The sequence below is a fragment of the Allorhizobium sp. DMC15 genome (genome assembly GCF_056314065.1).
Map to the genome: position 1 here is coordinate 1,494,213 of NZ_JBQUZB010000001.1, position 13,669 is coordinate 1,507,881.

Consider the following 13,669-nt stretch of genomic DNA (forward strand, 5'->3'; position numbering starts at 1 on the left):
CTCACGAAACCGGGGTGGAAACGCCCCGGTTTTTTCGTATCTGTGCGGAGGAAAGCGGCCAAATGTCTGCAGACTTTGGGCAGGCGCCGGCGACGATGTCTCGCTAGACTCAGGCCTCCAGTCCCACGAAAGAGGTCCGCTGCCGTGCTGCATTTCCGTTGTTTTCCTCTCCTTGTTTCGCTTGCGCTCGTCGTCGTACCCGGCGCCGCCATGGCGGACGCGATCGGCCTCTCCACACAATTCACCGGGCCAAACCAGCGGCTGGAAATCGTCTACGGTGGACCCTTTCAGGACCTCGCCATGATGACCGGCGTGAACGAGGAGTCGAGTGGTCAGCGCTGGCATGTGACGTCGGAAGGGCAGTGGGTGCGGATCCGCAACGAAGCCATGGGCGACACCATGTGCCTTGATGTCGTCAATGGCGGCGATCCCGCCTATATGGTCCAGATGCGGCCATGCGGAAACTATTCCGGCCAGCTTTGGCAGATTTCCGCCTCGGGCGAACATATGCGCCTCACCACCCAGTTCCTCGGCAATCGCTACTGCCTCGACATCGCCAATGGCGGCATGCTGGACCGGTATGCGCAGATGCGCCCCTGTGGCAATTACTCCGGTCAGCTCTGGACGCTCGTCAATTGATCGCGGCGCTCCCAGGCGCCGGAGCGGGGCAGTCTGTATCGGGCGAGAAGTCGCGCGTTCCGTCGGCGCGAAAGACGTCTGGATTGGGCGAATAGATCGGCCCGACGACCAACGGTTTGTCCGGCATGATGGTCTGATCTTCCGTAGAGGTCAGCGTCGTGTCGATCGCCTGGAGGACCTTGTCGTCCTTGTCCACCACCCGGATCGAGATCGCATAGGGTTTGCCCTTCACGACGCAATGTACCGGCGGGCTTTCCAGCGCCACCTTTTCCCAGAAGGGAAAGATCTTCGTCCGCGTGTCAATCGGCGCGCCGCCGGCCGGGTTCTCGAACGTCGTCAGCGCGTAACTCTCCTCCGGCAGTGGACCATTGCGGGCGAGCGTCACGACATAGGTTGCCCGCGCGACGCGATAGTTGAAGATGAAGACTTTGCCGCTGAGTTTTAGCGGCTCGTTCACGTCTTCGCGCTGGCAGGCCGGCTGGATCGCGATGGTCGCAAAGGCAGCAAGGATGGTGAGCAACGTCTTTGCCGTCATGGCACTGTCTCCGTCTTCTTTCGAATGTAGTGACGGCTCGCTTTGACCCGGTTGCCGCAAACAGCCATGTCGCACCAGGTGCGGCTCCGGTTCTTGCTTCGGTCGAGAAACAGCCAGCCGCAATTGCCGCAGATCTTCATGCGGTCGGGATCGGGTTCGCAGATCAGCCGCAAGGCGGAGCGGGCGGTCGCCTGGTCGAGCGATCGTTCATCCTCTGCGGCCCTGAGCGTCGTCGCGATTTGCTCCAGCAACTGCGCCAGCGCCAATCTGTTTTCCTCTCCCAGAACCCGACCGCGAAAATAATCGTCGATCGCCTCGCGCAAGCGCAAAAAGTCGCCCCGTCGCGCTTCGGATACGGTGCGAAGATCGGGGAAATCCTGACGCTCGGCCGACAGGCGAACTGCCGCCTCGGGGAAGGCTTGCAACTGCTCCGCCACGGCAAAACGATCGCGCCGCGCCTCTGCGTCATGCCGGAGGATGACGCTGTTGGCGACGTCGAGCGCCAGCGCGCCGCCGACGAAACGATGGGGTGTCCAGGAAAAGCTCATTGCCACAATATAACTGGTAAAACGGATTTTGCCAGTTATAAAAGGCAGCGGAGGGATGATGGCCTACTTGCTGCAGCAGATCTTGAACGCAATCCCGGTGGCGAGCCTCTATGCCTGCCTCGCCTTTGGTTATGCGCTCGCTTTCGGGGTCACGCGCCGCCCGGACATCACCTTCGGCGCCCTGGTCGCGCTCGCCGGCCAGATCTGCCTTCTGTTCGTCGATTATGGCTGGGGTCGCCTTTATCTCATTCTCCCGGCTTCCCTTTTGCTCGGGTTCTTGGCCGGCTTCGCCTACGCGCTGCTCGCCGGCTGGACGAGCGCCCGTTACCTCATGCTTCCGCTGCACCGGCGTTCGGCCAACAGCGTCATCGTCGCCTCGCTCGGCTTCCTCATCCTGATCTCGGAGGGCGCGCGCCTGGCGCTCGATACACGCAGCCTCTGGCTACCGCCGCTTTGGCAGGGGCAGATCGTCTTCGCCGAATTCGATGGCTTCACGGTGGGAATGACGGTCGTCCAACTCCTGCATTCGACGCTGATGGCAGCGTTGGTTCTGGTCGGCCATCTCGTTCTCACGCTGAGCCGTGCCGGTCGCCTCTGGCAGGGCGTCTGCCAGGATCCATTTGCCGCCCGATTGCTGGGCGTGGATGCAGACCGCGTCTTCGTTGTCTCGTTGCTGGCCGCTGCTGCGTGCGCCGCCTGTGCCGGCCTGTCCGCCACTGTTCTTTACGGTACGATGGATTTCGGAGCAGGTCTGATGTTCGGGCTGAAAGTGGTCCTGATTGCCGCCGTTGGCGGTTACTTCCGCCCGCTGCATTCAGCAATCGGTGCTGCCGGAGTGGGGCTGGCCGAAACGCTCTGGACCGCCTACGGCCCGATGATCTGGCGGGATGCCGTCATCATCGCGATCCTCGTCTTCCTGCTGGTTCTGAGCCGGCGGGAACGCGTCATTCCTTGACTGGATTGTGCCAGCGGTCGCGTGCGCTGTCGTCCGCATCCTTGGCCGCGATCCACCCTCCGGCCTGGCCGTCCGTGCCATGTTCCTTTTTCCAGAAAGGGGCGGAGGTCTTCAGGAAGTCCATGACGAAGTTGGCGCCGTCGAAGGCGGCCTGGCGATGCGGTGCGGCGGCGATGACCAGCACGATCTGCCCGCCGGCTTCGATGCGACCGAAGCGATGGATAGCGGTGAGGCCAAGAAGGGAGAAGCGCTCGATCGCAAGATCGGCGATCCGGGTCATCTCCGCCTCGGCCATTCCAGGATAATGTTCTAATTCGAGGGCGGCCAGTGTGCCGGCCTCGTCGCGGCACAAGCCCACGAAGGAAACCAGCGCACCGATATCGGCCCGGCCGGCGATCATGAGGGCGCTTTCGGCAGCCGCGTCGAAATCCTCATGCTGGACCCGGATCTTTGGGGCAGGGCTCTTCATCGGCAGCATCCTCCGGCCGGCGATCGGCGGCGTGCCATCAGCCGCCGGTCATCGGCGGAAAGATGCCGATTTCGCGGGCGCCGGCAATCAGTTCGTCATGCTCGACATGCTCCTGGTTCACCGCAACGCGGATCGCCTTCGGAAAACGCAAGGCCTCGGCGTATTCGTCGCCGAGGGTTGCCAGCCAGGCGACCAGGTCGCCGGCCGTCTTCACGTCGTCCGGCAAGTCCAGGTCTTCCTCGCCCTTGCCGATCCGCTCCCGGACCCAGGCGAAATAGACGAGCTTGGTCATCTCAATCCACCATGTGCTTCGCACCGGCGCGGAAATAGTCGTAGCCGGTATAGATCGTCAGGATCGCGGCGATCCACAGCAGGCTGATGCCGATCTCGGTCGTGTAGGGCAGGACCTTGTCGCCGGCCGGACCGGCGAGCAGGAAGGCGAGCGCAAACATCTGCGCCGTCGTCTTCCACTTGGCGATACGGGTCACCGGCACGCTGACCTTCAGCGCGGCCAGATATTCACGCAGACCGGAGACAAGGATTTCGCGGCAGAGGATGGTGATGGCGGCCCAGAGCGACCAGCCGGCAATGGTGCCGTCGGCGGCCATCAGCAGCAGGACTGAGGCGATCAGCAGCTTGTCCGCGATCGGATCGAGCATTTTGCCGATATTCGAGGTCTGGTTCCAGATCCGCGCCAGATAACCGTCGAGATAGTCGGTGATCGACGCCACGATAAAGAGCGCGAGCGCGGCCCAGCGAGCAAAGTCGGAGCTCTGCAGCCGTCCCTCGATGAAAAAGAACAGCACGATCAGCGGCACGGCCAGGATGCGGGCGTAGGTCAGGAGATTGGGAATGTTGTATGCGCGCGAAGCCATGATGCCCTGTCTTTGGATGGAATTGCGTCGGTAGATGAGGACTTTCGGTCGGGGCCGTCAACTCAAGATTTCTGAACGCCTTTTATCATGAATGCGGCCGAGGGCACGTCGTTTCCGGTCAGTCGGCGCCGCTTTCGTGAAAATGATTGTAGACGAGCCGGGCCACGGCTTCCGAAATGCCTTCAACTGCCATCAGGTCGCTGACTGCCGCCCTCGACACGGCTTTCGCCGTCCCGAAGTGCTGCAGAAGCGCCCGCTTGCGGGTCGGGCCGATCCCGCCGATTTCATCCAGCGGGTTCTTGACCATCTCCTTCTTGCGCCGTGCCCGGTGTGACCCGATCGCAAAACGATGTGCCTCGTCGCGCATGCGCTGGATGAAGTAGAGCACGGGATCGCGCGGCGGCAGCGTGAAGTCCGGCTTGCCCTTGACGAAGAAGCGCTCGCGCCCGGCATCGCGGTCGACGCCCTTGGCCACCCCGATCGCGATCACGCTGTCGGTGATGTCGAGGTCTTCGAGGATCTTGCGCACGGCGGTCATCTGCCCCTGGCCGCCGTCGATCAGGATCACGTCCGGCCAGGCGGGGAAGGGTGCATCTGCCCCGTCTTCGGGGGCTATGCTGCGGTCGGGCTTGCCCTCTTCCTTCAGCAGCCGCGAGAAGCGCCTGGTCATCACTTCCCGCATCATGCCGAAGTCGTCGCCCGGGGTGATGTCGGTCGATTTGATGTTGAACTTGCGATACTGCCCCTTCACGAAGCCTTCCGGCCCCGCGACCACCATGCCGCCGACGGCATTGGTGCCCATGATGTGCGAGTTATCGTAAATCTCGATGCGGCGCGGCACGTAGGGCAGCTGGAAGGTCTCGGCGAGCCCCGCCAAAAGCCGCGACTGCGAGGCAGTCTCCGCCAGTTTGCGGCCATGTGCTTCCCGCGCATTGGCGGCGACATGGTCGACCAGGTCCTTTTTCTCCCCGCGCTGCGGAACCGAAATCGCCACCTTGTGACCGGCCCGCTCAGCAAGCGCTGTGGCAAGCAGCTCCTGCTCCTCGACCTGCTCCGACAGAAGCACCAGGCGAGGGCAGGGTCGGTCGTCATAGAACTGCGCCAGGAAGGAATTGAGCACTTCGGCCCCGGTCAACTGTGGATCCGCCTTCGGGAAGTAGGCCTGATTGCCCCAGTTCTGCCCGGCACGGAAGAAGAAGACCTGAATGCAGGAGAGCCCGCCCTCGTGATGGATGGCGAAGATATCGGCTTCTTCCACTCCGGCCGGATTGATGCCCTGATGGCTTTGCACGTGAGAGAGCCCGGCGAGGCGATCGCGAAACACGGCGGCGCGTTCGAAGTCCAGCTCTTCGGCCGCCTCGTTCATGGCGCGCGCAATCGATTCCTTGACGTTCTGACTGCGGCCGGAGAGAAAGTCCTTCGCCTGCCGCACCAGTTCGCCATAACCCTCGTCGCTGATCTCATGCGTGCACGGGCCCGAACAGCGCTTGATCTGATAGAGCAGGCAGGGCCGAGTCCGGCTTTCGAACACGCTGTCGGTGCATGTGCGCAGAAGGAATGCCCGCTGCAGCGAATTGATCGTGCGTCCGACGGCGCTCGCGGAGGCGAAGGGGCCGAAATAGTCGCCCTTGCGGGCACGGGCGCCGCGATGTTTGTAGAGCGCAGGCGCCCGGCTGTCGCCGGTGATCAGGATATAGGGAAAGCTCTTGTCGTCGCGCAGCAACACGTTGAAACGCGGCCGCAAGCGCTTGATAAGATTCGCTTCCAGCAGCAGCGCCTCGACCTCGGTCCGGGTCGTGACGAACTCCATGTGCACGGTCTCGCGCACCATGCGCGTCAGGCGGTTCGAATGCAGTCGACCCTGGGCATAGTTGCTGACGCGCTTCTTCAGGCTGCGCGCCTTGCCGACATACATGACCTCGCCGTCCTTGTTCAGCATGCGGTAGACGCCCGGAGAATTGGGCAGCCGCTTGACGAACTCGCCGATCAATTCGGCGCCTGTCAGTCCGGTTTCGTCCAGTCCGTCCACATGCCAGTCGATCTCGACACCAGCACGCACCGGCTCGGCCTCGACGAGGACCTCCTCGTCGTCCTCTTCCGTCCCATCATAGAGAATGCCGCCGTCGGGCAGCTTTCCTCCATTCATTCATTGATCTCCGTACCGTGCCAAATCAGATGTTGGCCTCCATCCAAGGCGATCATTTGGCCGGTGATCGACGGCGTGTCAAAAAGAAAGCGGATGGTGCGGCCGAATTCGGTGAGGGAAGGACCGCGCTTCAGTGGGAGACTGTCCACCTGCGCCTGGAAATCCTCCGGCCGTTGTCGCTCCGAAATAAGCGTGGGCCCCGGGCCGATGGCATTAACCCTGACCCTGGGGGCATAAGCCTGCGCCATGGTCTGCGTTGCGGTCCACAGCGTCGCCTTGGAAAGCGTATAGGAGAAGAAGGTCGGCTTCAGCGCCAGAACCCGTTGGTCGATGATGTTGATGATCAGCCCGGACCGATCTTCGGGCAGGGCCTGAACGAGTGATGCGCTCAGGATGGCGGGCGCCCGCACGTGCAGGTCGAAATGGCGGCCGAATGTCTCCGCGTCGAAGGCGAGAGCGGTATCGTCCTCGAACACCGACGCATTGTTGACCAGCACCCCGATCGGCCCAAGTTCTGCCTCCGCTTGGCCGATCAGGTCGGCGGTCTCGAAAATGTTACCGAGATCGGCTTTCAGCGCGACAGCCTTTTTTCCCTGGGCGCGCAGATCGGTAGCCACGGCTTCCGCCTCGGCCAGTGAACCATTGGCATGCAAAGCGACGGCATAGCCATGGGCGGCCAAGTCTTCCGCGATTGCCCGGCCAAGTCTTTTGGCAGATCCGGTGACGAGAGCGGTCCTGGGGATGCCGGTTTGCATGCGTTCTAACCTTGTTCGATCGGAGTGATGCGCTGCATATATGGCGCCATCGCGATATTTAAACCGTCTCGGCCACTTTCATGTCCCACGGTCATCTGGCTCGCTCCGAAGTAAAGTCTGAGTGTAAGTTTAAATATACTTGCGCCAGTAACGTAAACTATTTGTTATGGTTAACGAATCGTTTGTGTCATTCAAGCAACATCCTAATTATGCCACCCGTGTGCCACAATGAATTCACATTTCGGCTCTTTCTATTCCTCAATTGCTCGCCATTTATACATTCGGAACGGGCAGGGAATACCCAATAACGTTCAGGCCGCCGTTGGTTCTGAGTGAAGTGCGGCCCGGAACTGTAAAGGAGACTAGTATGCGTAACCTCAAGATCATCCTTCTGGCATCTGCCACCACTTTCGCCGCTTTCCAGGCCGCCCAGGCCGCGGACGCGATCTACCAGGCTCCGGAAGCCCCGCCGATGGCAAACGACGTCGCTGCTCCGAGCGGCAACTGGTCGGGCGCCTACCTCGGTGGCGCAGCCACCTATGACTTCGGCAAGTTCACCAGCTCGACCGACGGCCGTGATGCCAACGGCCTCGGCGGTTCGATCTACGGCGGCTACAACATGCAGAGCGGCTCGATCGTTTACGGCGCTGAAGCCGACCTCAGCTACGCTGGTGAAGACGGTTCGGCTGGTTCTGACGGCGGTGCCTCGATCAAGGGTACCCAGGGTGTGAACGGTTCGGTCCGCGGCCGCGTCGGCTACGACCTGAACCCCTTCCTGGTCTACGGTACGGCTGGTGTGGCTGTTGCCAACCACAAGCTCGAAAACGGTGCGTCGAACGATGAGAAGCTGGCAGCTGGCTACACGGTCGGCGCGGGTGTCGAAACCTTCGTCACCGACAACGTCACGGCCCGTGTTGAATACCGCTACAGCGACTACCAGAAGCGTGATTTCGATCTTAGCACCGGCACCGTTTCGCGCGGCTTCGACGACCACTCGGTCAAGGTCGGTATGGGCGTGAAGTTCTGATCCACCGATCAGTAGAGACAAGAAAAGCCGGGTTCGCCCGGCTTTTTTTATTGTGCCGTTTTGGGGCGATTGCTCAGGCCTTCGGGCGCAAGGCCGGATAGGGTTCGAAGTGCTTGGCGAAGGTCGCCGGCCATTCGGCAAGCGCCGCCCGGCCCTTTTCCCATTCGCCCGGGAAGCGCAGCATGAGATAGCCGAGCATTGCGGCGAGCGCGAAATGGCCTCCGTGCAGCTTCTTGCCAGTCTTCGGCAGGTTCCTGTCCAGATGGTCGAGGCTCCGGTTGATCTTGGCCCATTGTCGGTCGATCACGTCCTGGCTCACCAATTCCGGCGGACGGAACCGCCGCTCGTAGACGATGGCCAGCAGGCAGTCGCTGATGCCGTCGCAGAGAGCCTCCAGAACTTCGGCGTCCGTCCGTTTGTCCTTGTCTTTCGGATAGAGACGCTTCTCGGCCGTCCTGTGCAGGAAATGCATGATGGCGCGGCTGTCGAAGATGGCTTCATTTTTGTCGGTCAGCAGCGTCGGGATTTTTCCGAGCGGATTGTTCTCGATCAGTTCGGGCGGATTCTCCGCGGTGTTGACCCTCACATCTTCCAGGGGAATGCCCAGATAGCGGGCGGCCATGCGGACTTTCGAGGAATAGGGCGAGGCGGGCGCGAAGAGCAGCTTCATGACGGTTTCCTGTGGCTCTTGTTGCGGGTCAGGGCTGGGGCGGGAGGATGAGGTCGGATCGCTTGCACGATCTCTGATCCACCTCCGGACAGGCGCGAAACGCCAGCGTCGTGTCGAGGCAGATCCGCACTTCATCGACTCTCTGACTATCACAGGTGACCGCCACTGCCGAGCCGGCCAGTCCCGGATTGCTGCGGATAAATGCCTGCTCGAGTGCTGCCGGCGATATCTGCAAAGGCTGCCGCACGCTTGAGACCTGCGGCGGTATCCGGATCGTGTCATAGGCCTGTCGGACCAGCGCGAAATAGTCGGCCATGGGAAGCCCCGAGCAGGTGCCGTGTTTGCGCCACTGATGGCCGATCAGCCCTATGCCCGGCATGATGTCCATGATCTCCCGCGCAATGCTGTCGGGCACGCGGTCGCCTTCTGTGCTCTCGCAATCCTGCGGATAACCCCGCTCGTTCTGCGGCCAGAGCCCGTGCACCACCCAGCCGAACCGTTTTCCAGTTCCACATTGGACGCGATTGCCCCGGCCGGCATCGCTGTCGCAATAGGTCGGGGACCAGGAGAGAGACAGGACATAAAAGTCGAAGTTGCCGGGTGTCTGTCCCTTGGGCCGTGGCTTCGTTGCCTTATCGGCTCGCGCGGATGCCTCAGCCGGCCTGTTTGCGGGTGTGCCCGCGGCGAAGTCCGCGTTTCGCGGGTGTGAGCCGTCCAGCACCCATGACGCTGCGGCGACTGCAAGCGTGATGAGGATTGCGGCGATGGGTGCGGTTCTTCGCATTTCAGTCTCGACAACCGGTTGACCGCGCAAGGAAACGGACTGCCTGATGCTCGAAGCCGGATAGCTCTGACGCGATTTTGATCATGAACGATCCCTCCGTGGTCGCATGTCGTGCACCCTGGCGATAATCGTGTCGGGCGGTCAAGAGCGGTTAACGGCTGTCCGGCATTCTGTGTCGGTCTATTCGAGGATGCGCGGGCGCGTCGGAAAGAGGGGGAAACGACCGGGATATGATGCGATGAAGTTGAAGAGACTGTTGTGGCCGAGCATCGGCCTCGCGACGATTGTGTTTTCCGTCTGGCTGCTACTCGGCGAGCTTCGCGGACTCTCCCTGGACGAGATCGGCGACAGCCTCTCGCGCATCGGCTCGATGAACTGGCTGCTGGCCGTGCTCTCGGCCGTACTCGCCTATGCGGCGCTTGCGGGTTACGACCGGATCGCGCTTCAGAATATCGGCCGATCCGTCAGCTGGCTCTTCATCACGGTTACGTCTTTCACCGCCTACGCGCTCTCGCACAATGTCGGCGCCTCGGTCCTGTCGGGTGCCGTCGTTCGCTACCGTGCCTACTCCTCCCGTGGCTTGACCGGCGCCGAGGTCGGCAGCCTCGTTGCCATCTGCTCCTTCACCTTCGCGCTCGGAACAGTTCTGCTGATGGGGCTCGTTCTGATGCTCAAGCCGGATATCACCGAACGTTTCGTCGATGTCCTGCCGATGGCAGCATCGCGGACCACGGGCGTTGTGCTGCTCGCATTGGTCGCGCTCTACGCGATCGGCAGCATGCTTCATCTGCGGCCGCTGAAGATCCGCTCTTTCGTGCTGGCCTATCCGCGCCCCGGTCTCGTCTTGCAGCAATTGGTCGTCGGGCCGCTGGAACTGATCGGTGCAGCCGGCATCATCTATTTCGCGCTGCCGGAGGTCGGAAATCCCGGCTTCCTGGTGGTGCTCGGGATTTTCCTGGTCTCCTTCTCGGCAGCCCTCATCTCCCATGCGCCGGGTGGCCTTGGCGTGCTGGAGCTACTCTTCGTCACCGGTATGCCGGACATGGATCCGGCCGATGTCATCGCCGCCCTTCTGGTCTTCCGGCTGTTCTACCTGATCGTGCCCTTCGCGGTCGCCCTGCTGGTGATTCTGCTGTTCGAGCGCTCCGAACTTTCACGTGCCGATCCGCCGCCAGCCTGACAGTCGCCGCGCATCCATGCGCGGCCCCGCTCACTCTTCGCCGCGCAGCCAGAAGCAGCGATGCGAGGCATAGCGATCCTGTGCCATCAGCCGCTTGAGCTCCGGCAACACCAGATGCATCTCGTCTTTCAGCGTGTAGGGCGGGTTGACGATGATGAGTCCGGTGCCGGATAGGCCTGTCTGATCGCGATCGCTTTTCACATGCAGTTCGGCACAGAGCATCTTGGGGATCTCAAGCGCCTGTAGCGCCTCGTGGAACTCCTTGATGGGGGCGCCCTTCTTGATCGGATACCACAGGCAATAGACACCATTCGCAAAGCGACGATGCGCCTTGGCAAGGCCGTCGACCAGCCGTTCGTATTCGCCCTCCTTCTCGAAGGGCGGATCGACCAGCACGATGCCGCGCTTTTCCTTCGGCGGCAGATGCGCATTCAGCGTCAGCCAGCCGTCGAGTTCGGTCACCCGCACCTGGAAATCGCCTTCGAACAGTCGGGAAAGCACGCGCGAATCCTCGGGATGCAGTTCCATCGCCGACAGCCGATCCTGCGGTCGGAAGAGGTCTCGCGCGAGCTTTGGCGAACCCGGATACCTCTGCAAAGGACCGTCGGTCTCGCGGCCTGGATTGAGCGCCTTCACTGCATCCAGATAGGGCGCCATGATCTCGGCGATCTTTTCCGGCAGTTCCGCATCGATCACCTTGCCGATGCCTTCGAGCCATTCGCCGGTTTTCTGCGCTTCTTCCGACGACAGGTCGTAGAGCCCGATCCCGGCGTGGGTATCGAGCACGCGAAACGCCTTGTCTTTCTGCTGCAGGTAGACGATCAGCCGCGACAGAACGAGATGCTTGAGCACATCGGCAAAATTGCCCGCGTGATAGATATGGCGATAATTCATGTGCGGTTCCGATGGCGTCGATGATTTGTTCGAATGGGGCTTTTGAGCGTTCCGGCCATGGCCTATAACCGGCCCATGAACATTCAGAGCCCCATCCGAAACCGGTCGCTCGGTCATACGGCCTGTCCGCATGACTGTCCATCCACCTGCGCCCTCGACGTCGAACTGACGGAGGACGGCCGCATCGGCCGTGTGCGCGGGGCCGCCGAGAACAGCTACACCGCAGGCGTCATCTGCGCCAAGGTCGCGCGTTATGCCGAGCGGCTGTATCATCCCGACCGCCTGATGAAACCGGTCCGCCGGGCAGGGGCCAAGGGGGCAGGCCAGTGGCAGGACGTGACCTGGGAAGCCGCCCTTGACGAGATCGCCGACGCCTTCGTCAAGGCCGAGCAGCGCCATGGCTCGGAAGCGGTCTGGCCCTATTTCTACGCCGGCACCATGGGCCTCGTGCAGCGCGACTCGATCGAGCGCCTGCGCCACGCCAAGAAGTATTCCGGCTTCTTCGGCACGATCTGCACCAACATGGCCTGGACCGGCTATGTCATGGGCACCGGCACGCTGCGCGGCCCCGATCCGCGCGAAATGGCCGTCTCCGATTGCGTCGTGATCTGGGGCACCAATGCGGTCGCCACCCAGGTCAATGTGATGACCCAGGCCATCAAGGCGCGGAAAGACCGTGGCGCGAAGATCGTCGTCATCGACATCTACGACAATCCGACGATGAAACAAGCCGACATGGCCTTGATCCTCAAGCCCGGCACGGATGCGGCGCTCGCCTGCGCCGCCATGCATGTCGCCTTCCGCGATGGCTATGCCGACCGGGAATACATGGCGAAATTCGCCGATGATCCGGCAGGACTGGAAACGCATCTCAAGGACAAGACGCCGCAATGGGCCTCGGCGATCACCGGCCTTTCGGTGAAGGAGATCGAGGCCTTTGCCCGCCATGTCGGTCAGACGAAAAAGACCTATTTCCGCCTCGGCTACGGCTTCACCCGCAGCCGCAATGGTGCAGTTTCCATGCACGCGGCCCTGTCGCTCGCAACCGTATTGGGCTCCTGGCAATATGTGGGCGGTGGTGCCTTCCACTCGAACAGCGATATTTTTCAGCTGAACAAGGCGGAACTGATGGGCACCGCCATGGTCGACCCTGAGATCCGTATGCTCGACCAGTCGCAGATCGGTCGTGTTCTGACAGGGGACGCCGAGGCGCTGCGCCATCGCGGCCCCGTCGATGCGCTGATCATTCAGAACACCAATCCGGCGAATGTCGCGCCCGAACAGCGGCTGGTGAGAGAGGGGTTCCTGCGCAACGACCTCTTCGTCGCCGTGCACGAGCAGTTCATGACCGAGACGGCGGAACTGGCCGATATCGTCCTGCCCGCCACCATGTTCGTCGAACACGACGACATCTATCGCGGCGGCGGCCAGAGCCATATTCTGCTCGGGCCCAAGCTGGTCGTTGCGCCGCCCTTGGTGCGCACCAATCTATTCGTCATTGAGGAACTGGCCAAGCGCCTCGGCGTCGCCGATCGTCCCGGCTTCGGCAAGACCGAGCGGGAGCATATCGAACACATGCTCGCCGTCAGCGGCAAGCCGGATTTCGACACACTGCTTCAGGACAAATGGCTTGACTGCCAGCCGGCCTTCGAGGACGCCCATTACCTGAACGGCTTTGCCCATCCCGACGGCAAGTTCCGTTTCAAGCCGGATTGGGAAAACACACCCGCACCGAACAAGCCGCCGGCAAGGCTCGGCTCGCTCGGTCCCGTCAAGCAGTTGCCCGTCTATCCCGATCAGGTCGACCTGATCGAACTTGCCGATGCCGAACATCCCTTCCGGCTCGCGACCTCTCCGGCGCGCAACTTCCTCAACTCCACCTTCGCCGAGACCAAGACCTCGCGCGACAAGGAAGGCCGCCCTGAGGTCATGGTGAACCCCGCCGATGCCCAGAGCCTCGGCATCGCCGATGGTGACATCGTCCAACTCGGCAATCTCAGGGGAGAGCTGCGCATTTACGCCAAGATCACCGATGCCGTCAAGCCGGGCGTTCTGGTGGCCGAGGGCCTCTGGCCGAACAAGGCACACCTCGACGGTGAAGGCATCAACGTCCTGACCGGCGCCGACCCGGCAGCACCCCATGGCGGTGCCGCCTTCCACGACAACAAGGTCTGGATGAGAAAAGCATAAAT

15 protein-coding genes are annotated in these 13,669 nt (G+C 62.0%); 5 read left to right on the forward strand and 10 right to left on the reverse strand.

Going from position 1 to position 13,669, the window contains the following annotated elements; genetic code table 11:
- The first annotated feature begins 144 nt into the window (after positions 1-144).
- Complete coding sequence (locus tag ACT53S_RS07375) at positions 145-639, forward strand: RICIN domain-containing protein (protein WP_476066461.1); 495 nt, start codon at positions 145-147, stop codon at positions 637-639.
- Here ACT53S_RS07375 and ACT53S_RS07380 read toward each other — a convergent pair.
- Positions 632-1,174 carry a hypothetical protein gene (locus ACT53S_RS07380; protein WP_476066462.1) on the reverse strand — a complete coding sequence of 181 codons (543 nt, stop codon included), beginning with the start codon at positions 1,172-1,174 and terminating at the stop codon, positions 632-634. The two genes, ACT53S_RS07375 and ACT53S_RS07380, sit on opposite strands and share 8 nt — an antisense overlap.
- Complete coding sequence (locus tag ACT53S_RS07385) at positions 1,171-1,722, reverse strand: CGNR zinc finger domain-containing protein (RefSeq protein WP_476066463.1); 552 nt, start codon at positions 1,720-1,722, stop codon at positions 1,171-1,173. The genes ACT53S_RS07380 and ACT53S_RS07385 overlap by 4 nt, the downstream gene beginning before the upstream one ends.
- Positions 1,723-1,780: 58 nt before the next feature.
- Here ACT53S_RS07385 and ACT53S_RS07390 point away from each other — a divergent pair, with 58 nt between their 5' ends.
- On the forward strand, positions 1,781-2,677 hold the full coding sequence (locus ACT53S_RS07390; protein WP_476066464.1) for a branched-chain amino acid ABC transporter permease: 897 nt from the start codon (positions 1,781-1,783) through the stop codon (positions 2,675-2,677).
- On the opposite strand, the gene ACT53S_RS07395 is transcribed toward ACT53S_RS07390, so the two are convergent.
- The 5 genes from ACT53S_RS07395 to ACT53S_RS07415 form a co-directional block, all read right to left on the reverse strand.
- Positions 2,667-3,146: a molybdenum cofactor biosynthesis protein MoaE gene (locus ACT53S_RS07395; protein ID WP_476066465.1), complete on the reverse strand. Its 480-nt coding sequence runs from the start codon at positions 3,144-3,146 to the stop codon at positions 2,667-2,669. The two genes, ACT53S_RS07390 and ACT53S_RS07395, sit on opposite strands and share 11 nt — an antisense overlap.
- A 37-nt stretch (positions 3,147-3,183) precedes the next feature.
- Complete coding sequence (gene moaD / locus ACT53S_RS07400; protein ID WP_113378079.1) at positions 3,184-3,438, reverse strand: molybdopterin converting factor subunit 1; 255 nt, start codon at positions 3,436-3,438, stop codon at positions 3,184-3,186.
- A 1-nt stretch (position 3,439) separates the two neighbouring features.
- The gene (gene pgsA / locus ACT53S_RS07405; protein ID WP_142069690.1) at positions 3,440-4,021 is read right to left on the reverse strand and encodes a CDP-diacylglycerol--glycerol-3-phosphate 3-phosphatidyltransferase; all 582 of its coding nucleotides are present in this window, start codon (positions 4,019-4,021) and stop codon (positions 3,440-3,442) included.
- A gap of 118 nt (positions 4,022-4,139) precedes the next feature.
- Positions 4,140-6,167: an excinuclease ABC subunit UvrC gene (uvrC, locus tag ACT53S_RS07410; protein ID WP_476066466.1), complete on the reverse strand. Its 2,028-nt coding sequence runs from the start codon at positions 6,165-6,167 to the stop codon at positions 4,140-4,142.
- The gene (locus tag ACT53S_RS07415) at positions 6,164-6,922 is read right to left on the reverse strand and encodes an SDR family oxidoreductase (RefSeq protein WP_476066467.1); all 759 of its coding nucleotides are present in this window, start codon (positions 6,920-6,922) and stop codon (positions 6,164-6,166) included. The genes uvrC and ACT53S_RS07415 overlap by 4 nt, the downstream gene beginning before the upstream one ends.
- A 367-nt stretch (positions 6,923-7,289) precedes the next feature.
- Here ACT53S_RS07415 and ACT53S_RS07420 point away from each other — a divergent pair, with 367 nt between their 5' ends.
- Positions 7,290-7,949: an outer membrane protein gene (locus tag ACT53S_RS07420; protein WP_113378083.1), complete on the forward strand. Its 660-nt coding sequence runs from the start codon at positions 7,290-7,292 to the stop codon at positions 7,947-7,949.
- Positions 7,950-8,022: 73 nt separating this feature from the next.
- On the opposite strand, the gene ACT53S_RS07425 is transcribed toward ACT53S_RS07420, so the two are convergent.
- A complete protein-coding gene (locus ACT53S_RS07425) occupies positions 8,023-8,619 on the reverse strand; it encodes a glutathione S-transferase (protein WP_142069684.1) in 597 nt (198 codons plus the stop codon).
- A 28-nt stretch (positions 8,620-8,647) separates the two neighbouring features.
- Complete coding sequence (locus tag ACT53S_RS07430; protein ID WP_476066468.1) at positions 8,648-9,403, reverse strand: ribonuclease T2 family protein; 756 nt, start codon at positions 9,401-9,403, stop codon at positions 8,648-8,650.
- 238 nt (positions 9,404-9,641) lie between these two features.
- Here ACT53S_RS07430 and ACT53S_RS07435 point away from each other — a divergent pair, with 238 nt between their 5' ends.
- A complete protein-coding gene (locus ACT53S_RS07435) occupies positions 9,642-10,583 on the forward strand; it encodes a lysylphosphatidylglycerol synthase domain-containing protein (protein ID WP_476066469.1) in 942 nt (313 codons plus the stop codon).
- Positions 10,584-10,613: 30 nt separating this feature from the next.
- Here ACT53S_RS07435 and ACT53S_RS07440 read toward each other — a convergent pair whose 3' ends face one another.
- Complete coding sequence (locus tag ACT53S_RS07440; RefSeq protein WP_113378087.1) at positions 10,614-11,477, reverse strand: 23S rRNA (adenine(2030)-N(6))-methyltransferase RlmJ; 864 nt, start codon at positions 11,475-11,477, stop codon at positions 10,614-10,616.
- 33 nt (positions 11,478-11,510) lie between these two features.
- Between ACT53S_RS07440 and ACT53S_RS07445 the strand changes: the two genes are divergently transcribed.
- A complete protein-coding gene (locus ACT53S_RS07445; RefSeq protein WP_476066470.1) occupies positions 11,511-13,667 on the forward strand; it encodes a molybdopterin-containing oxidoreductase family protein in 2,157 nt (718 codons plus the stop codon).
- Positions 13,668-13,669 lie beyond the last annotated feature (2 nt).

Coding starts and splice junctions, on each gene's coding strand:
- ACT53S_RS07380 (WP_476066462.1), bottom strand. CDS start 1,174: ATGACGGCAAAGACGTTGCTCACCATCCTTGCTGCCTTTGCGACCATC.
- ACT53S_RS07385 (WP_476066463.1), bottom strand. CDS start 1,722: ATGAGCTTTTCCTGGACACCCCATCGTTTCGTCGGCGGCGCGCTGGCG.
- ACT53S_RS07390 (WP_476066464.1), top strand. CDS start 1,781: ATGGCCTACTTGCTGCAGCAGATCTTGAACGCAATCCCGGTGGCGAGC.
- ACT53S_RS07395 (WP_476066465.1), bottom strand. CDS start 3,146: ATGAAGAGCCCTGCCCCAAAGATCCGGGTCCAGCATGAGGATTTCGAC.
- moaD (WP_113378079.1), bottom strand. CDS start 3,438: ATGACCAAGCTCGTCTATTTCGCCTGGGTCCGGGAGCGGATCGGCAAG.
- pgsA (WP_142069690.1), bottom strand. CDS start 4,021: ATGGCTTCGCGCGCATACAACATTCCCAATCTCCTGACCTACGCCCGC.
- uvrC (WP_476066466.1), bottom strand. CDS start 6,167: ATGAATGGAGGAAAGCTGCCCGACGGCGGCATTCTCTATGATGGGACG.
- ACT53S_RS07415 (WP_476066467.1), bottom strand. CDS start 6,922: ATGCAAACCGGCATCCCCAGGACCGCTCTCGTCACCGGATCTGCCAAA.
- ACT53S_RS07420 (WP_113378083.1), top strand. CDS start 7,290: ATGCGTAACCTCAAGATCATCCTTCTGGCATCTGCCACCACTTTCGCC.
- ACT53S_RS07425 (WP_142069684.1), bottom strand. CDS start 8,619: ATGAAGCTGCTCTTCGCGCCCGCCTCGCCCTATTCCTCGAAAGTCCGC.
- ACT53S_RS07430 (WP_476066468.1), bottom strand. CDS start 9,403: ATGCGAAGAACCGCACCCATCGCCGCAATCCTCATCACGCTTGCAGTC.
- ACT53S_RS07435 (WP_476066469.1), top strand. CDS start 9,642: ATGAAGTTGAAGAGACTGTTGTGGCCGAGCATCGGCCTCGCGACGATT.
- ACT53S_RS07440 (WP_113378087.1), bottom strand. CDS start 11,477: ATGAATTATCGCCATATCTATCACGCGGGCAATTTTGCCGATGTGCTC.
- ACT53S_RS07445 (WP_476066470.1), top strand. CDS start 11,511: ATGGGGCTTTTGAGCGTTCCGGCCATGGCCTATAACCGGCCCATGAAC.